The 20826-nt window shown below is 37.3% G+C and carries 17 protein-coding genes; 9 read left to right on the top strand and 8 right to left on the bottom strand.

Going from position 1 to position 20826, the window contains the following annotated elements:
- The first annotated feature begins 2 nt into the window (after positions 1-2).
- Genes CH364_RS16680 through omp85 form a run of 3 tightly spaced genes read left to right on the top strand, consistent with a single transcriptional unit; the run spans position 3 to position 4871 of the window.
- Entirely contained in the window at positions 3-2006 is a 2004-nt protein-coding gene (locus CH364_RS16680) for a hypothetical protein (protein WP_100744895.1), read from the top strand.
- 4 nt (positions 2007-2010) lie between these two features.
- Positions 2011-3444, top strand: coding sequence for a pyruvate kinase (gene pyk, locus CH364_RS16675; RefSeq protein WP_100744896.1), 1434 nt, complete (start codon positions 2011-2013; stop codon positions 3442-3444).
- 29 nt (positions 3445-3473) lie between these two features.
- Entirely contained in the window at positions 3474-4871 is a 1398-nt protein-coding gene (omp85, locus tag CH364_RS16670; protein WP_243401434.1) for an Omp85 family outer membrane protein, read from the top strand.
- 16 nt (positions 4872-4887) lie between these two features.
- Here the strand turns inward: omp85 and CH364_RS16665 are convergent, their stop codons facing one another.
- The 4 genes from CH364_RS16665 to CH364_RS16650 form a co-directional block, all read right to left on the bottom strand.
- Positions 4888-5190, bottom strand: a complete 303-nt coding sequence (locus tag CH364_RS16665) for a P-II family nitrogen regulator (protein WP_100744898.1) — start codon at positions 5188-5190, stop codon at positions 4888-4890.
- A gap of 1 nt (position 5191) precedes the next feature.
- Complete coding sequence (locus CH364_RS16660) at positions 5192-6169, bottom strand: sodium-dependent bicarbonate transport family permease (RefSeq protein WP_100744899.1); 978 nt, start codon at positions 6167-6169, stop codon at positions 5192-5194.
- Between the two features lie 8 nt (positions 6170-6177).
- The gene (locus tag CH364_RS16655) at positions 6178-6858 is read right to left on the bottom strand and encodes a carbonic anhydrase (protein ID WP_100744900.1); all 681 of its coding nucleotides are present in this window, start codon (positions 6856-6858) and stop codon (positions 6178-6180) included.
- A gap of 161 nt (positions 6859-7019) precedes the next feature.
- Positions 7020-7757 carry a pirin family protein gene (locus tag CH364_RS16650; protein ID WP_100744901.1) on the bottom strand — a complete coding sequence of 246 codons (738 nt, stop codon included), beginning with the start codon at positions 7755-7757 and terminating at the stop codon, positions 7020-7022.
- Between the two features lie 108 nt (positions 7758-7865).
- On the opposite strand from CH364_RS16650, the gene CH364_RS16645 reads away from it, so the two are divergent.
- From CH364_RS16645 to CH364_RS16620, 6 genes are read left to right on the top strand one after another with little or no spacing between them, the layout of a single operon-like run.
- Entirely contained in the window at positions 7866-9446 is a 1581-nt protein-coding gene (locus CH364_RS16645) for a methyl-accepting chemotaxis protein (RefSeq protein ID WP_100744902.1), read from the top strand.
- 5 nt (positions 9447-9451) lie between these two features.
- Positions 9452-10753, top strand: coding sequence for a caspase family protein (locus CH364_RS16640; RefSeq protein WP_100745053.1), 1302 nt, complete (start codon positions 9452-9454; stop codon positions 10751-10753).
- Positions 10737-12251 (top strand): Kelch repeat-containing protein, encoded by a 1515-nt coding sequence (locus tag CH364_RS16635; RefSeq protein ID WP_100744903.1) that lies wholly within the window; start codon positions 10737-10739, stop codon positions 12249-12251. The genes CH364_RS16640 and CH364_RS16635 overlap by 17 nt, the downstream gene beginning before the upstream one ends.
- A complete protein-coding gene (locus CH364_RS16630; RefSeq protein ID WP_100744904.1) occupies positions 12238-14091 on the top strand; it encodes a Kelch repeat-containing protein in 1854 nt (617 codons plus the stop codon). The genes CH364_RS16635 and CH364_RS16630 overlap by 14 nt, the downstream gene beginning before the upstream one ends.
- Positions 14084-15838 (top strand): Kelch repeat-containing protein, encoded by a 1755-nt coding sequence (locus CH364_RS16625; RefSeq protein WP_100744905.1) that lies wholly within the window; start codon positions 14084-14086, stop codon positions 15836-15838. Before CH364_RS16630 ends, CH364_RS16625 begins: the two co-directional genes overlap by 8 nt.
- Positions 15839-15845: 7 nt before the next feature.
- On the top strand, positions 15846-16562 hold the full coding sequence (locus tag CH364_RS16620; RefSeq protein ID WP_100744906.1) for a hypothetical protein: 717 nt from the start codon (positions 15846-15848) through the stop codon (positions 16560-16562).
- On the opposite strand, the gene CH364_RS16615 is transcribed toward CH364_RS16620, so the two are convergent.
- From CH364_RS16615 to CH364_RS16600, 4 genes are read right to left on the bottom strand one after another with little or no spacing between them, the layout of a single operon-like run.
- Positions 16559-16897, bottom strand: coding sequence for a nucleotide pyrophosphohydrolase (locus CH364_RS16615; protein ID WP_100744907.1), 339 nt, complete (start codon positions 16895-16897; stop codon positions 16559-16561). The genes CH364_RS16620 and CH364_RS16615 overlap by 4 nt on opposite strands.
- Positions 16884-18029 (bottom strand): hypothetical protein, encoded by a 1146-nt coding sequence (locus CH364_RS16610; protein WP_100744908.1) that lies wholly within the window; start codon positions 18027-18029, stop codon positions 16884-16886. Before CH364_RS16610 ends, CH364_RS16615 begins: the two co-directional genes overlap by 14 nt.
- Before the next feature lie 2 nt (positions 18030-18031).
- Positions 18032-19528 carry an MBOAT family O-acyltransferase gene (locus CH364_RS16605; protein ID WP_100744909.1) on the bottom strand — a complete coding sequence of 499 codons (1497 nt, stop codon included), beginning with the start codon at positions 19526-19528 and terminating at the stop codon, positions 18032-18034.
- 11 nt (positions 19529-19539) lie between these two features.
- Positions 19540-20826: a hypothetical protein gene (locus CH364_RS16600; protein WP_100744910.1), complete on the bottom strand. Its 1287-nt coding sequence runs from the start codon at positions 20824-20826 to the stop codon at positions 19540-19542.

The raw sequence follows: 20826 nt of genomic DNA, 5'->3' as shown, positions 1-20826 counted from the left end.
AAATGTTAGATCCCAACCTCCCGGAATTAAAAGTAATGGATTACACTGCCTGCCTCCAAAAGGTGCAGGCTATGGATTCACGGGGGGACTTTTCCTATAAAGGTATCTACAAAGTTTTACTGGTGATCTTCGAGTGGACAGATAAGTTTTTGCAAAACAAAGTTTTGCCGAACGTAGAACAAATTGAACGTGATAGCTCTATTGATCGTGATCGAACCGAAAACTATGTGATCGATCTCAGTTATAAACAAAATCCTGCGATCATTAGAAAAATGAATGTATTGGAGTTTCACCCGAACGAACCAGGGGATCCGGAAAATCCAAAAACCTTTATCAAACACAATACTGTTTTTGCAAGGCCCACAACTGCCGATGGGGGAACTGCCTTCCGTTATGCACTCGGACTCAATGAACTTTCAACCGCCGCAATTAAAGGGTGGTTCAATGAAAAAAGAAAGTACGTTGGGAAAGAAAAAATGCGTAAGGTCATCAAAGCCGCAGTTGATTCCAACAGGTTGTTTGATACCTATGCATCGACAGAAATTGGAAACTTGTTCCAATGCCCTTATGACAAAACAAAAGTACAAAAGGATGCTACGATCATCATCCATTTGAAACCAATTTTGAAACAATTGGTGGATGATAAAATTTTGTTTTTCTTCCGGAATGATTCAGCATCAAGACCTGCAAATAAAAGTGTTTTTTTATACAACAGACCTTCTGAGATTGCGGACCGTTATGATGGGTATATTGATTATACAAAAAATACGATTTACCCTGCCTTAAAAAATTTGGGAGTTATGGGAGAGGTCACCGAAGATTCTTGGAACTCTCCTCGGAATCTTTTAACCGAAATTAAGGGATATATGAATGATTCTTATGGAGACCAAAAAACTCTGATCGAAGAGTGTTTGGTGTTAAATGAGATAATTGAAAAAGATAAAGAAAGAGAAGAAAAACAAAAACGTAAACAACAAATTGACGATCTCATGGCTTTCCTTGCGGAAGCAGGTCGGATTGTTGAGGTAAACTTACTTCGTGTGAGTGGGGAACCTTTGACTGATGAGTTTCGTGCTTCGCTATTATCACAACCAGAACTTCTATATACGGAGTATGCTGATAACAAAGTTTATAATGAATTTATACTTCATAAATCTTGTATTCCTCAGGCAATTGAATCGGCAAAAAGAACATTTCAAATCAAACATTCGGATTTAGAAATTCGTGTTCTTAATCAGATGAACGTAACTCTACATTTAAATGACGAAAGCCCCAAACGGTTGTTGGAAGAGATCGAAGCGCAGAGCCTTTTTCAGTTTCTACCATTTTTTACAAGAATTTGGAGAATGATCATGGGTAGTATGACCGTTCATAAATTTGAAATTCCTCCGATCAAAGCTCGTTTGCAACAACAACTAAACAAGGATTTGGCGAGCCAAAAAGCCAAAAAAATATCTCAAGAAAGAGATCGTCTTGTGAAAGCACGTTTGAAGGACAGAGAAGAAGCTGAAAAGGATGCAGAAAAAAAATCCAAACAGTCACAACAATCTGCTGCTTCTACATCTGGTTTTAACGGTGGTGAAGAAGACATTGCTGAGCCGGTCAAACAAGGAAGTCCTGAAGAAGAAAAAAAATGGAAAGAATCCATTGAATCGGTCATTCGGATTTTGGACGAAGCTTGGGAGTTTGGAGTGTATCCAGACAGAGAGTATGTACTTTCTAAATTAAATGGAAAGTTTACAGAAGAGAATTTGATTTTTTTCTTAAAGAAATTTGGCGGAAAAGAAATCTATAGTTTTCCAATCCGGAACCAAAGAGAAAAATTTCCATGGCCGATCCTTGTTTCTACAGGGTATCTGAAACGACATGGCAAAAAACTTTTGGATAAAGTAACTGCGGAAAGTGACCGCCAACGAAGTGAAAAATTTCCAAACCAAGAGAAATTTGACATTGCGGAATCGCAATTAGACTTTCTGAATAGAATCTTACCTCGGTTGAAACCTTAAAATTATGCCTGCTATTGAACAACTAAGAGCTCGAAAAACAAAAATCGTATGTACCATTGGACCTGCGACTGCTTCTAAAGAAATGATCCGAAGTTTAGCTTTGGCTGGAATGAACATCGCACGAATCAACATGAGTCATGGAGATCACGAGTTTCATAGAAAGATCATTCGTATTATTAAATCTTTAAATAAAGATGAATTACACAAACATCCAATTTCTATCCTTCTTGATACTCAAGGGCCAGAAATTCGAACTGGGGATGTTCAAAATGACCTCCACTTAAAAGTTGGGGAAACCTTTACATTCCATATCATTCCAGGAATGGAAGCAGAAGCACAAAGTGTTTTTGTTAATTATCGTGATATAGTAAAAGATTTGAAAGTTGGAGATAAAGTTACTGTCGACAACGGACTTATCAACCTAGCAGTGCAAGAGATTCGTGAGAATGAACTCGTTTGTACAGTGTTAGATGGAGGGAAGCTTGGGTCAAGAAAACATATCAATTTACCTGGAATCCGAGTTAATTTACCTTCCATTACTCCAAAAGACCTAAAGGATATTATTTTTGGTTTAGAAGAAGATATTGATTTTGTTGCTCTGTCTTTTGTTCGGTCACAAGAAGATGTCATACAACTTCGAGGGATCATTGATGAAAAAAACCACCATGCACAAATCATTGCAAAAATCGAAGACCAAGAAGGATTAAAAAATCTAGATGCAATCATCCGCGAATCTGATGGGATTATGGTGGCGCGTGGGGATTTGGGTGTAGAAATCGAAATTGAAGAACTCCCCATTGTTCAAAGGAGAATCATCAAACGTTGCCAAGAAGAAGGGAAACGTGTGATTGTTGCCACTCACTTATTAGAATCGATGATTCAAAACCCATCTCCAACAAGAGCCGAAGTGACGGATGTTGCTAATGCTGTTTATGAAGAAGCTGACGCCATTATGTTATCTGGTGAAACTGCGATGGGTAAGTTTCCTGTCAGATGTGTAGAGATGTTGGATAAAATTGCACGTCGAATGGAGATGTCGATTAACCTTGGACTAGCCGCCCAAAGAAAGCCGAAAGACCAAAAAGAAGAGATGGCTCGTTCTGCAGCAAATTTAGCTGATTCCATGCAAGCCCATGCGATCATTGCAATCACTCGTCGGGGAATCACTGCCAATAATTTGGCATCCTTTCATCCAAAATATCCTATTGTTCATGCTTTTACAAATATGACATCTGTTAGACGCAAGCTTTGGCTGACAAGAGGTGTGATTCCTTATCGTGTGGATTTTTCCTCTGATCCTGAAAAAACAATCAAACTGGCCATTCAAACTCTTGTGAATAATGGTTACCTCCAAATGGGAGAAAAAGTGGTAATTCTTTCTGATATTATTGCAGGTGAAGAACGAGTCGAAACCATCCAAGTCCGCGAAGTTAAATAACCTAAATGGTTTTTCGGAATCTGATTTCTGTGTTGGTAGTGATATCAACATGGGTATTCATTCCGCTGTATGCAGAAGAGAGAAATTCTGATGTACCAGAATGGATTGGTGAGTTTAAAAAATTAGACGAGAACGAACTTTCTAAAAAAAGAGAAGGTTGGTATGCGACAGGGCTACCACTTTTCGGAAATGATGCGGTCAATGGATCTGGTCTTGGTGTACTTGCCAATATTTTTTATAACGGAACCAAGTCAGACTCTTCTTTCAAATACACTCCTTATGAACATATGTTCAATGTAGGAATTTACCGAACCAATCGTGGAACACAAAATAATTACTTAGCTTGGGATGCCCCATACTTTGCTGATACTGCTTATCGTTTGCGAGCATACGTAGGGCATGATGCTAGTTTCTATAACCAGTACTTTGGTGTTGGAACTGAAAGTTTAGAACCACTTTATTTTAAAGATAGAAATGTTGATGGAAGCCGTATCACTCGAAATGCCACTTATTCCGATTTTGAAAATGCAAACTCATACACTCGTAATCGTGGTCCTGGAAAAGAGTTCACTTCCAACCAACACTACCACGATTACCAATTTGATACTACATATGGACAGTTTGCAGCAGACAAAACAATTTTCCAAGTTTTCCGAGTTTGGGGAGGAGTGGAGTTTTCGAAAAATACTGTTAGGCGGTATGATGGAACTACAACCGAAGGACGAGAACCTCTCACCAATTTGCGAGTGCCTGCGATTGAAGATAGTTCTAAATTAACGGAGGATGCAAGTGCTGGAAAAATTATTGGCCTACATGGTGGAAATTTAAATTACGTTCGTGCTGGGATTGCTTATGATACAAGAGATTACGAGCCAGACCCTGATCGAGGTTGGCTCATTGAATACAATATCAATAAAGCCGAAAAAACCATTGGATCGGATTTTAATTATATTCGGCATTTTGCACAAGCAAAGAACTTTTACCAACCTTTCCCAAAACTATTTGAAGAGTTTGTCATTGCACAACGTGTGGCACTCACAAAAATTGAAGGGGAAGTTCCTTTCTTTGAATACCGCTATCTTTATTCCATCGATGGTCCGTTTGGTGCACTTGGTGGACAAAACACCCTACGAGGTTATAGGCAAGAACGTTTTTTTGGGCCTGTGATTGGTTTTTATAACCTAGAGCTTAGATACCGAGTGGGAAGTTTTTCATTATGGGATCATTTTTTTCAATTGAGTATCGTTCCGTTTTATGATGTTGGTAGGGTTTGGGACAAACTACGTGATGTGAACACGTTAGGCTATAAACATGCGCGTGGATTGGGATTACGGCTGATTTGGGACCAAGCAACCGTAATCCTATTTGACTATGCTTATTCTAGAGAAGACCAATTACTTTATTTAGATATTGGTCATACATTCTAGGTGAGATTCATAGAATTTAGCTAAACCTATCTTTACGGATCACTTCGACATCACTCATAAAGATCACCATAGGGTATTTATCTATGTATTTTTCTGCAATGATTTCAAAGATTTTATTAGCCTTTGCTTCTGAAACCAAAGATTCTAATCGTATGTTTTTTCCTTCCCAAGAAGTGAGATGTTTTTGATTGATGCCTTCGCCAATTGCATCGCTAATCGTATAACCTTTAACAGCGACCGATTTTAGTTCTTGAACCAACCTATCTTGAATGGCTTCATCCGCAATAATGGTTATTAATTTTGCTTTTTCTAATTTCATTTTATACTCCATACAGATATTGAGAAACGGAAAGATAAAGTGGTAACCCTATGGAAAGATTAAATGGAAAGGTAATTGCAAGGGAAGATGTTAGATACAATGCTGGGCTTGCTTCTGGAATTGCAATGCGAATGGCAGCTGGTGCGGCAATATAAGATGCACTTGCACTTAAGGTAGCAAGGATGGTGGCACCACCCATGGACAATCCTATATATTTACCAAGAATCAATCCTAACATCGCATTAAAAATAGGAAAGAGGATTCCAAAACCGATTAAAAAAACTCCTGCCTGTTTTAAGTCAGCCAGACGACGTCCAGTGACAATCCCAACCTCCAGTAAGAACAGAATTAGCATTCCTCGAAAAGGTACTTCGAACAAAGGTGCAAATTGTTCGTGCCCTTTTTTCCCAGATAGGATCCCAATCAATAGGCCACCTATCAAGAGTAATGTCCCTTTTCCAGTAAATAGTTCATGCGTTACTTTTTGCCAGGATAAGTTTTCTTTCTCTTGAGTGGAGTTCACTTTGAGTAGGAAAAGAGCAATGATAATTGCTGGAATTTCCATTATGGCCAACATACTTGGCATATAACCTTCGTAAGGAATATGTAAAGATTCCAAAAATGCAAGTGCTTCACTAAAGGTTACAGCAGATACTGATCCGTAATGAGCAGCCAAAGCAGCAGCATTTTCTTTACTATATTTTCCTAACTTTGTTAGTATAAAATATGCTATGATTGGAATTGCAATACAAAGGGCCAGTGCCACAATCGCAGGTTTGTAAAATTCCTGGATTGTTGTGTTGTTTAATTTTACTCCCCCTTTTAAACCAATTGCAAAGAGTAAATAAATTGTAAGCCCTGTATACATTCCATCTGGAAATTTTAAATCACTTTTAACTAAAGTGGCAAAAATCCCAAGTAAAAAGGCAAGAAACATTGGTGTTTGGAGATTTGCTAGAAGAGAGTTTAGTATGTCCATATGATTACCTATTTCGAAATTGAAGTTATATATTCTTCATCGAGAAAACTAACCTTTCCTGTTTCCAGATCATAAATTGCACCGAGAATTTGGATTTCTCCGTTGTTGTATCGTTTGGAAAGTATAGGATCTAGTTTTCTAAGAGAGGAAACTTGTAAGGCAACGTTTGCTTTCACTGCGTGTTCTAACCAATCACCTTCGAGGTGTTTGGTTTTCTCTGCTGCTGGTTTGATTGCATTTGTGAGTGTAATAATATGTCCAGGCACATCATTTGCTTTACAGGCTGCACTCACGGCCCCGCAGTTTGAATGTCCTAAAACTACAACTAAGTTTACACCGAGCACAGCTACAGAAAATTCAATGGAGCCCCAAGATGCATAAGTGGAAACTTGGCCTGCTGTTCTTAGGATAAACAAGTCACCTAATCCTTGGTCGAAAATGATTTCGTTAGGGACACGTGAATCAGAACATCCGACAATCGTAGCAAACGGTGATTGTTTTTTTGAGACTTCTCGAATTCTTTCTAAAGACTGATTGGGTCGTTTGGATTTTCCTTTAGTGAATCGAATGTTTCCTTCTATTAATTTTTGTAAGGCTTCTTGTGGCGAAATGCCGGTGTTACTTTCTGCGAAAACATTGCAAGTAAGTGCAAAAAGAAGAAAACTCAAAATCCATTGGTAACTTTTCATTTATAATTCTCCTATTGCCTGTTTAGACCAATATGAAGATATATTCACGAAAAAAAATTCGCATAAATGGGAAAAATGTGACAAAAAAAGAAATAGATCTTAGGAGAATCTGAATGGGATGAAAAGAGGAGCCAACTGAGATTGACCCCTCTCTAATTGTTTTACTTCATCGGAACTTCGATGACGAGTAATTCCGATTTCACTTCGGCATGAAATTGGTATTCATTTTTTCCCCAATACCCTACGGCATCCCGACGTTCCAGTTGAGTGTCTTCCACTTTCAGTTTGCCGTTGATGAGAAAAGTAAAGATTCCTTGCCCCGGTGCATGGACTGAATACGAAAGCTCCTTTCCTGGTTCAAGTGTTGCCAAAGAAAAATAAGCATCTTGGTTGATCCAAACAGCTTCTTCATCGATAGGAGAAACTACAGTTTGAAACCGATTCAACCGACCCGCTTCCGAAAAAGTTTTTTGCGCATACCTTGGTTCGATTCCGGCCACCTTAGGAAGGATCCAGATTTGTAAAAAATTAACTTTCTTCTCTGCGCTATGATTGAATTCCGAATGTTGGATTCCTGAACCTGCGGACATAATTTGTACATCTCCCGTACGAATGATACCATTGGTTCCAGTGCTATCTTTATGAGCCAACTCACCAAAGAGAGGGATAGAAACGATTTCCATATTTTGGTGTGGGTGCGTACCAAACCCCATACTTGGTTCTACGATGTCATCATTGAGTACACGGAGTGCGCCAAAGTTTGTTTTTTCGGGATTGTACCAATGGCCAAAACTAAAGGAGTGATGGCTGTCCAACCATCCGAAATTGACATGCCCACGTTCTTCAGCGGGATGTATTTTTTTTTCTACGGAGTTGTTGTTGGGTTTTATTGTTTCCATATTGAATAGTTTAATATTAAACTATAATTTGTCAACAGACTTTCTGCTTTCAGTGAGTAAAAAAAGAAAATCACTTTCCATTCACTTTCGTTTCCCGATCATCATCCTATGTCGAGAACTAGTTTAGAATCTATAAAAACAAAAAAGAACTGGGTGGAATTAGGTCCTGTGTATGTGAATCGAGTCAGATTTCTTTTGGCTGGATTCTATATCATAGCAACTCTTGGTTCGTACAAAACCTCCACTACATTACAAACAACTAGTTATTTAGTGGGGATTACCTGTATGTTTATATACGGGGGAATCCAAGCTTATTTATTCAAAAAGGAAAAGTTAGGCACATTTTTCCCAAAGGTTCTCATTCTTATGGATATCACGGTTCTTTTTGCCGTCACAGCTTCCGGCCTTATGGGGGGAAGTGGGGTTGCGGCAGATTTAATTAAATCACCTACACTCTATGTATTGTATTATTTTTATGTAGTGTATTCAGCGTTTTTATTTTCAAAACGAACACTCCTTATGAGCACATATTACTCTGCTTTTTGTCTATTAATGATTTCCTTCATTGGTTATGGGCAAGGAGTTGAATTTAAAGAAGTGGAGGGTTTTCAAAGCCAAAAGAGTACAGTTGGTATCTCGAATGAAGTATTTAAGATATTATTTTTGATTTGTTTTGGATATTTAACTTCTGCAGTATTGAATTTGTTAAACGAAATCAAAAATGAATCAGAAGAAAGACAAAAAATTGCGGAATCAGAAAGGACAACGGCTGATAATTTAAATCGTAATTTGATACAAGTTGGTTCGGATCTTTTTAAAACCTTAAAATCGATTCGTGAAATCACAACCGATTTTAATTTTCAAATTGAATCGCAAGACAAATCTATTAACGAATTGACGGAATTTGTTTCTTCTTTTTCAGAAAGTATCCAATCTTCTGTAGACAATATTGGAAAACAACACAACCAAATCACTTTGTTAAATCATAAATCCGATACATTAAAACTTAGTATTTCCGAAATTGGAACAGTTGTTGAAGAGTTGAACTCTAATATGAGTGATTTTCAAGATAGGAGCAATGTACTTTCACAAACCGTTCAAAATTTGGAAGAAAGACTCCGATCGGTGAATGAATCCCAAAAAGAAGTCAGTGAAGTGAACGATATTATGGCAGAGATTGCTGACCGAACAAACTTACTTGCATTAAATGCATCAATTGAAGCAGCAAGAGCTGGCGAACATGGAAGAGGGTTTGCCGTCGTAGCACAAGAAGTCGCAAAATTGGCCGAAAACTCAAATGAAAATGCGACTAAAATCAAAAAGATCATTACCAATTCCAATCGGTTCATTCAGGAAGGGACTGAACTTGCTTCAGTGTCACTCAAACAAACGGAAACATTACAATCCAAATATGAGCTTTTAAGTGGTGTGATTCGAACTGCAACCAACAAAATTAATTCTCAAAAGAACATCAACAATGAAGTATTGGAATCATTGGACTTAATTGAATCGATTTCGAGAGATTTGGATTTAGAATCAAAAGTGTTAAATCGAGATAAAGATCAGATGATTGCAGTAGTTCAAAAAATGGAAGAAATCAATAGAGAAGTTGTGATAAATGCTAGAAAGGTTGGCGAGAACACACTAAGTTTGGAAAAACAAGCCGCAGATCTAGCTGCAGAATCGTAATATTGATGAAATCAAAAATTCTAATATTCTTATTTTTGACTACTCCAGTAGTTTTGCCAGCGCAGGTCTCATCCAAACGCTTTGGGTTTGTGGTGGGGGTGAGTGAATATAGGAATTTGTCTTTAGGCGATCTAAAAACAGCAAAAAGCGATGCTTTGGGGATGACTAAAATTTTATTCAGTTATGGGTCATACAATCGCATTCAAACCTTGGTGCAGGAAGGTTCCATCAATTCTACCCCAACTAAATACAATATTCTAACAAACTTAGAAACATTATTAGGAGAAACAAACCCTGATGATTTGTTTGTATTTTATTTTTCAGGGCATGGGGTTGTCGACTACAACGACAAAGTATATTTACTCCCTGAAGATGCCAATCCGACAAATCCTTTTGAATCTGGGATTGCCGTTGAACAACTTTTAGAAATGACTCGAAAGTATAAATTAAAAAGGGTAGTATTTTTTATTGATGCTTGTCGTAACCCAGAAGATGGAAAAGGAGAAGAGGGTAAAAAATATTTAGAGGGAGTGACATTTCGAGATTCAGAAATTGTTTCAGTTTTTTATTCCACTAAGGTAGGTTATTCTAGTTTCGAAGATCCAAAATCAGGGTATGGAATTTTTACGAAGTATCTCATCTACGGATTGGAAGGAAGAGCTGATTCCAACTATAACGGAGAAGTTTCTTATTCCGAATTGTCTAATTATGTAATTTCTTCCTTAAGAGAATGGTCAAAAACCAACCAGAAAATACAAAAACCATATACAAAAGAATACGCTGAAAAATCAGAAGATACCATTTTAACATATGCTGTCAATCCAGAGACCTCACTGACTGATGCGCCTTTATTCAATCCTTACAATCCTACATATGCATTCCGATCTTTTTTATACCCCGGTTGGGGACAATATGTGCGAGGACAGGAAGAGAAGGGAAAAATTTATATGTCCATTTTTACCTTAGGAATCCTTTACGCAGGATATCAGTACAATACCTATAGACATGACAAAGCATCTTATGAATCAGCTGTGGGAGTCCCTCCAAATTCACGCATTGCTGAAACAGTTGCCCTCAATTATTATCTGATTGAACCTCATAGACAAAAGATGGAAACTTCAAGGGCCAATTTATCGCAGGCACTTACGGTACTTCTCTTCATCTGGTCGGCAAATGTGTTTGATTTTTATCTCTTAGGGCCCAATCCTAAGGAAAAGTCAGGTGTATGGCTTGATTTCAATTGGGAAAACCAAGGTTATATGGGAATTGATAGGATTGGGAAGTTAGGATATGCGATGCATTTTTAATATAATCTTCATCATATTACTGTTTCAATGTAAGATAGAAAACAAATCCCAAAATCTATTTGACCCGACCACACTTTCAGGCGGGTCTGTCGCAGTTTTATCTACTCTGGCATTTCAAGATGGAATTCAAATCACAACTAGATACCAAACAAATGATTATCCATCTTTTGTGAAAACAGAGATTTTAGATTTAGATCTAAATAAACCAGTCTCATCTCATTTTAATAAAAAACATTTTTTTGTTTCTGAAAATTATAAAGACGATTTAGTTTTAAGGGATGTTTTTCCTTTATCCGAATCGAAAGTACGTGTATTGTTTTCTGTTTCTTCTCGCTCTGAGTGGAGAGATCCAATCACCATTTCCATCCGAAGACCAGAATCACTGACAGAGTATGTATTTAATGGGAAAACATTAGAATTCAAATTCCCATATCCACGTTATATTGGAAATATTTCAGAAGCAAAAGGCCAGATCGCCACTCAAACTTTGTTTGACGGTAGAATTTTATTAGTTGGTGGAGTTTCTATTTCCGGGACTACGGTTGCAACTGTTGAAATTTTGAATCCAGAATCGGGAACAACCACGATCCTTCCTTCATTAAATCAAAGTTTAATGGGAATGGCCATTTGTATGGATCCAAACGGGACAGTGTATGTTTCTGGTGGGAAGACCATTGTTGGGCCTGCTACTGCCAATACGCAATTAAGTAACAAAATTTATAAAATCAACAGCACAAACCAAACAGTTGAAGAACTTCCGTTTACTATGCAGAAGCGGCGATTTGGTCATTCCATGGTATGTTTAAATCATGGTGATTTATTAGTTTCCGGTGGTCAGTTCCAAGTTGGTACAGACCAAACAGCAATTGCTAACGATCATGAATATGTATCCATACAAAGTGGAAATACAACCATATTGAATACTTCAGCTAACCTTCCAATGAATACAATATTTCAGTTTGCTGAATATGATTCGAATCAAGAGAGGATTTTGTTTTCAGGCGGTAAAGATCGGGTCGACCCATTTGCAGTGTACTCTAATTCAATTTGGAGTTTAGATTTAAAGACTTTAGTTCTTAGCACGTTGCCAGTAGTTTTATCTACGGCAAGATCCAATATAACAAGTATTAATGTGCCAGGGAATGATCGATTGGTTTTGGGCGGTGTAATGGGTGGTGGAGTTGGTTCTCGGAGTATTGAGTCTTGGAACGAAACTAGTTCAACTAGCTTAACCAATGGATTTACTAGCAGAATGAAAAATGGAGGGTCAATCACCCTGTTTTCGAATTCTCAAATTCTGTATACAGGTGGTGTGGATACTTATTATAAATCAGCGATTTTGGAACTGTATGATCATGTGGAAAAGAAGAACTTTGTAGTTGATACAATGATGAATGCGCGTTCGGAACATACAGCAGTGCAAACAAACAGAGGAATCGTTATTTTTGGAGATTCTTCTTTGGCAGATACAAGGGTTGAGTTGTATGGAAAAGATTAAGTTTATTTTCTTTTTTTCATTTTTAATCTCTTGCCAACTTACTTCTGGCCAAAATGCATTTGATCCAAATTCACCGGCAAACTTGAGTTTGTTTTTACTCGGTGGAGAACCTGTGGTTAATATGGAATTTTCAACCAATCGTGTACAACCCGGTGGAACCATTTATATTTCTACGAATCATGATTTTACTGCGAAGGCAGATGGATTACGATTACCAATTTCCGGAGTAGGTGTGAACCCAATTTCCCAGGTGATCCCTCGTAGTAGGTATTTATATGAAGTTCGAATGAAACCAGCTATAACTACTGGTAAGTTTAGTGTTAACTTAAAAGATTATTATTTGAATGAATCACTTATCGTGAATCCAGCAAACTTCGAATTTGAAATTGATTCCCAGCCGCCGGTTCTTGAACTTCGGACGGGAAACGGAATCGATATATCTGAATTACAATCAGGATTTTTGGATATCGTATCGAATGAAGAGATAGTATGGGAAGGAAAATTATCACAAGTTTCATTATCTGGGACTGCAAAAAATACCCTTGTTGTATCCGATGTTATTGTGTCTGAACGTAACATTCGTTTGTTGTTTGCGGGGGATCCAAATTCTAATGGAGGTTTACTCACCATTTCATTTATTGGAGTGAATGATAAGGCCGCCAACTCTCAAGGGACAGTGATGGTACCTATCAATGTCTTTGCTTTTAAAAGTGGCCCCAATCTCAATGTGGCTAGAAGGTCATGTGTCGGAATTGAGTTAGATGATGGACGACGACTTGTTTTGGGTGGAAGAGCAAAAAAGGATGTTTTGATCAATGGTAATGGTACACTCAGTCACGCTGAATTTTATAATTCTGTCGCTAAACAATTTGTACCGGCCCCTGATATGGTATACCGTAGGCAGGAATTCGATATTGTAAAATTACAAGATGGTAGGTTGTTCGTATCAGGTGGGTTTGGTGGAAAAGTAGGAGATCCATCCAACGGAAGTTTATCTTCAACAGAAATTTATGATCCTATCTCCAATGTTTGGATAGAAGGCCCGTCGTTAACAACTCCTCGCCAGTTACATAAAATGACGGTCCTTCCCAATGGAGATGTTTTGGTTGTAGGAGGGCTTAGTCCGTTTAAACCATTCCAATCTGTTGCAATGGTGGAATTGGTTCACATCACGAACAATCCAGCCACAATGACTGTTGAGGCTATAGGTAACTTATCAGATTCTCGTGGTAAACAAGCCCAAGTTTTGTCACATGCTTCTGGTAAGGTAGTGATTTTTGGTGGTGAACGTTCCGATGTGACTGGGCCAATGCCAAATGATTTTAATGCGTATGCATTGGATTCCATCGCTTTATACGACATCAATTCGAAAACTTTAACAAACTCATCTGTAAAATTATACAAACGTTTTAATCATTTTGCGCATGGATTAACAAATGGAGAGATATTGGTTCTTGGTGGAATCAATTCAAGATTTGATACAAGCCAACCAGTCCTCCGTGCTCAAATTTATAACCCATTTACGGATACAATTCGAGATCATAAAAATCTTTTGTTTGGAAGGGAGTGGGGATCCTCGTTTGTTTTTCCATATGGAAAAGACCAACTCATCATTGCAGGTGGTTTGGAATACCGTACAGTAAATGGTTCTACATTCGATTCTATTCATGATACGGAGTCTTGGTCTGAATCGATTAATCGATTTTATATGACTAGTCGTTCTTTGAATGCTCGTTGGGAAGGTTGTGAGATTCGTTATTCATCAGCTGGTGGTGGAATGATTCTTGGTGGTCGGATTGGTGATATTCTTGGAAATACGGAGGAATACAGTTTTGAATAAATTAGTTTATCTTTCGTTTCTTTTTTCTGTTGGTTGTATGTTTCCGGCAGAGTATAGGAATATTTTTGATCCGAAATCTACGGGAAGTTTACTTCTAGGTGCCTTTTTATATACAACACCTTTTAGTTGTTCCGATAATACCAATACCAAAGCTCTAGGAAGTGTTGATCAGGTTATCTTACAATGCAATCGAGAACTTGCTAATTTAGATACAAGCTATCTTGCAGAAGCGAACCAAAGTGTTTTTTCAAATATAAGTTTTACTAAACTTGATAGGGATCGTCTTTTTGTGAAGTTTGATCCACTGACTGATGACGGTCAGTATGACTTGAAACTTTCAGGAGTTGTTTCCAACTCTGGTGAAACTTTGGAGAATGATAAACTTTCTATTATCATTGATACTAAAATTCCTACTGTCTCTCTTGTTGGTTATATTCCTATCACCGATTATACTTTTTTTTCGCCTAGATATTGGGACTTTGTGAGTTCGGAACCACTAGAAAATTTTGGTCCTCCAATATTAAGCGGCCCACTTGCATCTTCGGTTGTCCTTAGATCCGTTCAAAAAGTCAATGAAACTACCTACAGAGTGTATTTTGAAACTAATTTTTCTTCGAATAACCCAGGTTCACTTACATTTCAGTTTTTAAATTCAAAGGATAATGCATCCAATATAGTATCTAATAGTTTAACGATTCAGTTTATTGGACTTGTTCCGGGCCCTAATTTACATTTTAGCAGGATTGAATTTGAGGCATTTCAAAATACAAATGGCGATGTGATCGCCATCTACGGATCATCTTCGACAGCTGAGATTCTTCGGAAAGGTGCTTCTGATTTTATACTAACAAATCCAAATTTGCCACCAATTGCACGTGGCGAACGTGGAGTGATGTTAGATGGAAAAAATCTTCTTATTACTGGAGGAATTCAATCAGCAAATGCTTACGCCCTTACTTCCAGTTATCTATTTGATACGGATACAGCAACTTTCACTCCTACTGGAAATATGAATGGACCTAGACATTTACACAATATCGTTAAACTTCAGGATGGAAAAATACTCATTTTGGGCGGGATTAGAGACTTTGCGCCGGTCACACCCACTTATTATACTTCTTTGAATACAGCAGAGGTATATGATCCTACTACAGGGACTTTTACGGAAGTTTCCAATCGAATGATGACTTCCAGATCCTTTTCTTGTTCTGTCCTTCTGGATGATGGAAGGGTTTTTATAATTGGTGGTACTGATGGAATTTTTGCACCTAAGGACACAACGGAATTTTTTGATCCAAATACACAAACCTTCTCTTGGGGACCAACTTTGCCAGTTCCTGTGGGCGCTCTGAAGTGTATGAAATTAGCAGATGGGAATGTCCTGATTTATGGAGCACAGTTATCAAATTTAAACAACTCCACTATGTTATACGATTATTCACGAAACCAAATTTTTACAATAGCAAATTCCAAATTTCGCAGAGAATGGAGTGTCGCATCAGAATTGCCGGATGGTGGGATTCTGTTTTATGGTGGTGCCTATCGATATACCACAAGTGAACCAAGTCGAGTTATAGAAAAACTTGATTATGCAAAGAGTAATAATTTTTTCGATATGGGAATGGCTAGATATAGTGTATCAAAACATAGTGGTATCAAATTCTCTGACGGAACTTTATTGTTTCTCGGAGGCGAAACGGGAGGAGTCGCTAATTTAGGAACGGATTATTACGGTCTTTCAAATTAAATTCTTTATGCCACATGAAAACGGCCGCATCTATGGCTCCTTTAAAAAAATTTGTATTTCTGAACTTGAGTTAAAAAAAGAAGCGGAGTTGATTGGCCCAAATTTATTTTCTCTAAAAGCAGATTGGGAATCTGGTCGTATCTCCGATAGTTTACTCAGCTTTCAACTGGTTTTGTTGTATTTGGAAAGAAGAGTCAAACGACATCCATTTTTAAGGATGGGCAAACCATTGCCAAACCGAAATGAATCCAGAGAATTTTTGGAAATTGTGCGATTTTATGGAATGCCTGACACCGTACGATTTGCACTCTGGAAGTGGCATATAGGCGAATGGGACATTCGTTTGATCGATTATAATCCAAGTTCATTAGAAATGTTGGAATCCCAAAGTCAGGGATACCGTTATTCAACGATTAGTTGGGAAGATGCACTAAACGGCACTTTGGTGGAAGGGAAAAGAGATGCATTTGAACATTTGTTACATGATCTTGCGCATGCTTTTATGTTTTTTCGAGAAGATTATGATTTTGAGGGCCAAAAACAATTCTTTCGAAAAATGTATTCTGAGTATTCAGAATACGAATCAGTTCTAGAAACAAATTCAACTTTTCGAACAAAATTTGATTATTGTATTTCCGATATGAATTCACACCCTGCACATTTAGCAGCTTATTGGAATGCCATTCGGAGAGAGGCAGGAATTTTAGTTGAATCGAATGGTTAGAGTTTTGGATTGTTTTTATGACGATTCAAATCGCGTTTTGTATTTTTTTGAATTGTTGTTTGGATGGCATCCTGAAGAGAAATTCCCATTTGGTTTGCTAAACAAGTGAGGACAAATAGGATATCACCAATTTCGTTTGGAATATTCTCTGCAGATTCGCCGAATTTAAAAGATTGGTCTCCATACTTTCTTGCCATAAGTCTTGAAAGTTCTCCCACTTCCTCCACAAGAATTGCTAAATTGGTTAGTTCTGAAAAGTATCTTACTCCAATTGTCTGAATCCAATCGTTTACTTCCGATTGTAATTGATTTAAGGTAACTTCATCGTTTTCCAATTTTTTTCTCCAATTCTTTAGCTAGAATTCTTGTGAACTCTTTCATGCCGGCTTCATTTAAGTGAATCAAATCAAAACAATACTTTCCATTTTTTTCGCCAAGAGAATCCTGTAGGTCCATTTCATCTAATGATTGGTGAGGCGCCAATGCTTCAGACAGGCCATCTTGCCAAACTTTCATCCTACCTTCATTGTTTACTTTTCTAATTACATCAGAATATGGAGCAAAAACATTGATGATATGAATGTTACGATCAGCAATATAGTCATACATTTTTTTCAATCTTCTAAAGTATCGTTTTGTATCTTCCGTTTCATTTGAGTCTTGCGGAACCACACTGGCAATACCACAAGTTTCAAACAACATACGCCTATGGTCAGGGTTTGATGCTTTGGGAATTTCAAGAGGTAGGTGGAGAGCTAGTCGATTCAAACAATCATCCACACTTTTTAATTGGTATTCGTCGATGGATTCAGGATGGTCGTTTTCATAATCCCAGGCATTTAGGTTTGGGTTCTTATTTCTTCTTGCTATTGCCTTTAATCTTTCATTGAAGTTAATCACCAAATCTGATAGATCTTTGCGATAGGCCACAGATTTAAAAATAAGAAACAAATAATTCGAAAAGGTTAGGTCGTATTCAAAATTGAGGACCGTCGGGATAGCTTTAAAATTTCCGAGTTCGGATAACATTGTCATTGTGGGATCTACAATGTATTTTCTGTCAACCCAAGGCATTCCTGGTTCCATTACGTGAAGGATGATTTTCACGTTGGGAAATTTATCTAAGTATTCTTCCAGAATTCGGTGTTGGACAACCAACTCCGACCCTCGAACTGCTATGGATTGAGTTTTCCATCCGGCTTTTTGAAGTTCTTCATTTAATATCCGAATGCTGATTCCTTCGAAAGCAACAGAGGTTCCCACAATGAGTATATCCGGGTCCAACACATCACGTTTGGAAACAACATGTTCTGTCACACGATTGATATTAGAAGCATAGGAATTTTTCTTTAAAAATGGCTTATAAAAGCCAACCTGAAGAATACATTCCAATACGAATAAAATAAATATGGATAAAAGAATTTTTTTATCAGTAAAGAAAGAGATAGTTTCTTTTAGTAAGTTCATAATTAAAATTGAAAGTAGAGAAAGTTCTGACTTTCAGTGACTCCAAAAAGTAATAATAGTAAGACATTAACAATTACGAAGGTTGTATACTTTAGCCAACTTCCAGTGAGTAGTGTTGGGATTTGTCGTTTCGAAAAAACATAACTTGCAGTAAAACAAATCACCAACAAAATTCCAAACCGATAATTTGTCCAACGAGTAAGTGGGGCAACAGAATCATTCAAAAAAACAAGCGCCTTCATCATTGGAATAGCTTTTTCCATAGTTTCTGCACGAAACATTATAAAACCAAATGCCAAACAAAACATTGTAAAAACACGAGCAAAAAGATCATAAACTCTTCCACCTTTGCCGTTTAAAAATTTTGCTACCTTAGTATCCCCATAAAATTTATGGGAAAGCAACATCGTTCCTTGCCAAATTCCCCAACCTAAATAATGGTAAGCTGCACCATGCCATAAGCCAGCGAACAACCATGTGATCATAATATTACGTATATACATGATTATACTTACTCTCGAGCCTCCTAATGGAATATAGATGTAATCTCTAATCCAAGTGGAAAAAGAAATATGCCACCTTGACCAATGGTCAGCAATGTTTCGGCAAGACATTGGAAAGTTAAAATTTGGATTGAATTGGAACCCAAACAATCTTGCGACACCAATTGCAATGTCTGTATAACCAGCAAAGTCGAAATAGATTTGCCATCCAAATGCCAATGCACCCGTCCAAATTTCAATAGAGTTTAAATTTTGATAATTTGCAAATGTAGAATCTACCACACGTGCGAGATTGTCTGCGAACACGATCTTTCTTGTGAATCCGATCAATATTAAAGCGAATGCAGTATCAATATTTTCTTTATATACTCCAAGACGAAAGTCTAAGTCTCGGAAAAAAGTCTCTGCTCGAACAATAGGTCCTGCTACTAGTTGTGGAAAAAAAGCAACATATAACGCAAAGTCGAGAAATGATTTCCGTGCCTCTATTTTGCGATTGTATACGTCAATGGTATAACTCATTGATTGGAATGTATAAAATGAAATTCCTACAGGAAGGATAATGTTTTGTTTTGGAAATTGATAAGCACCCAAAAGGTGGATGTCATTGATAACGCCGAGTAGAAAATCCGTGTATTTAAAAAATCCAAGTGTTCCAAGGTTTACAACAAGTGATAATACAAGTAACCAGCCTCTTGCACTGTCACCGTCCTGTTTTTCCTCAATCAATCGTGCTGCAAAGTAGTCTATGATGGTTGAAAAAATTAAGATAAATACATAAGGATTAATTTTAAAATCACAATAGAGTCTATCGGTATAAAATTTAAATCCTTCCGTTGCCATTCCTGTACAGGAAATAGAGGATGGTTGCCAAGCCATATAGAAGTAATAACTGGTGAGTAAAAAAAAGAGTTTTTGCCATCGGTTCTTTAAAATGTTTCCTACGATGATCGTTACAAAAAAGAAAACTAAAAATTCAAAAGAGTTAAATAACATTTGTTTGGTTCCTAACGGTAAATTGATTCTTCTGCTAACTTCTCTACTGGTCCCTGAATTCCTTCGGTATATCCAAATTTTGGACCAATGGATCTAGGAAGGGTGGAAAAGGTAAAATTTGTACTGAAGTAAAATAGAAATAATGCGAGATAAATGCTATGGATGACGGCCTTAGAAAATTTTGGTAACAAAGGAATGGATAGGGATTGTAACGTGTAGGAGTTTAGTATCCAGAGCGCAATGGTTGTTCCTACCCAAAATTCAAAAAAATATCCTTCCCACCAAGTATAAAATCCGATAGATGGAATGATCCAAAACAACATTACCAATAGTTCTTGTTTGTATCGTGCCCACATAGTACGGAAATTCAAAATTCCCAGACACAAACTAAAAATCCAGAATAAAAGATTTAAATTGTAGGGTAGGTGTTTGGGGTTTTGAAAGTCGAATAGGTTCACTCGGAATTTCGGAATGACGTTCTGGAATACTAGAAAGGCGTCTCCTATTCCTCGATAGAAATACAATACATAGTTCTTTTCTTCCCCAAGGCTTGTTCCCCATCGATTGATAGCAGCATAGAGAAACATCCAAAATGAAAAATGTTTTTCATCAATGGGTCCGAGCCCACGTTTTAAAATAATAAACCCAACAAACAAATAAGAGAGGATTGTTGCGATTCCCAGGCATGTTAAATACAAAAAAATGATTCTAAGCTTTCTACCAAAACTCCGATTTGGTGATAGAAATACTGCCATAGGAACTAGTCCAAAATGAATGACATTCGATTGATGGAAGTAGATACTAAATAGTTGTACCAACCAAAGGATGGTTAGATGTTTCGTTTGTAAACCTTCTCTTAAAAAGTAGATTGTATACAAAAATAGAAGTGCCATCAAACAGGAATGAATGAGCGGTGTATCATTATGTAAACTATAGAACCAAAAGGCTTGGCTGACTTGGATCACAAGAGCAAGGATAATTCCAAGTAACAGATCTTTGTATAAGTTGTAATAAACCCAAATAAAAAGTCCCAAAAAGAATAAGGAAAAACTTAGAATACGCAGACGTAAAAAAAACATAATGTCCGTTGTTGGGTAGAAAGAACGGATCATTTTCCAGTAGAGTAAACCAGATGATTCAAATCCTAGGTGGTGTGGGTTAAAAAATGCAGACTCCACTCTATCTTTTTGAATATTGAGTGCATAAACACAAGAATCCCAATCAAAGGCCCGGGATAGATATCTCAGATGAAATAAAAAAAGAAGGAGTAATAAAAGAAGAATGAGTAACTTTTTCAA

The sequence above is a fragment of the Leptospira harrisiae genome (genome assembly GCF_002811945.1).
GTDB classification, from domain to species: Bacteria; Spirochaetota; Leptospiria; order Leptospirales; family Leptospiraceae; genus Leptospira_A; species Leptospira_A harrisiae.
This window is presented reverse-complemented; position numbering and strand designations above follow the sequence as displayed.

Bases quoted from the DNA above. Each gene is read 5' to 3' on its own strand.
- CH364_RS16680 (WP_100744895.1), top strand. From the start codon at position 3: ATGTTAGATCCCAACCTCCCGGAATTAAAAGTAATGGATTACACTGCC.
- pyk (WP_100744896.1), top strand. From the start codon at position 2,011: ATGCCTGCTATTGAACAACTAAGAGCTCGAAAAACAAAAATCGTATGT.
- CH364_RS16665 (WP_100744898.1), bottom strand. From the start codon at position 5,190: ATGAAATTAGAAAAAGCAAAATTAATAACCATTATTGCGGATGAAGCC.
- CH364_RS16660 (WP_100744899.1), bottom strand. From the start codon at position 6,169: ATGGACATACTAAACTCTCTTCTAGCAAATCTCCAAACACCAATGTTT.
- CH364_RS16655 (WP_100744900.1), bottom strand. From the start codon at position 6,858: ATGAAAAGTTACCAATGGATTTTGAGTTTTCTTCTTTTTGCACTTACT.
- CH364_RS16650 (WP_100744901.1), bottom strand. From the start codon at position 7,757: ATGGAAACAATAAAACCCAACAACAACTCCGTAGAAAAAAAAATACAT.
- CH364_RS16645 (WP_100744902.1), top strand. From the start codon at position 7,866: ATGTCGAGAACTAGTTTAGAATCTATAAAAACAAAAAAGAACTGGGTG.
- CH364_RS16640 (WP_100745053.1), top strand. From the start codon at position 9,452: ATGAAATCAAAAATTCTAATATTCTTATTTTTGACTACTCCAGTAGTT.
- CH364_RS16635 (WP_100744903.1), top strand. From the start codon at position 10,737: ATGCGATGCATTTTTAATATAATCTTCATCATATTACTGTTTCAATGT.
- CH364_RS16630 (WP_100744904.1), top strand. From the start codon at position 12,238: ATGGAAAAGATTAAGTTTATTTTCTTTTTTTCATTTTTAATCTCTTGC.
- CH364_RS16620 (WP_100744906.1), top strand. From the start codon at position 15,846: ATGCCACATGAAAACGGCCGCATCTATGGCTCCTTTAAAAAAATTTGT.
- CH364_RS16610 (WP_100744908.1), bottom strand. From the start codon at position 18,029: ATGAACTTACTAAAAGAAACTATCTCTTTCTTTACTGATAAAAAAATT.
- CH364_RS16605 (WP_100744909.1), bottom strand. From the start codon at position 19,528: ATGTTATTTAACTCTTTTGAATTTTTAGTTTTCTTTTTTGTAACGATC.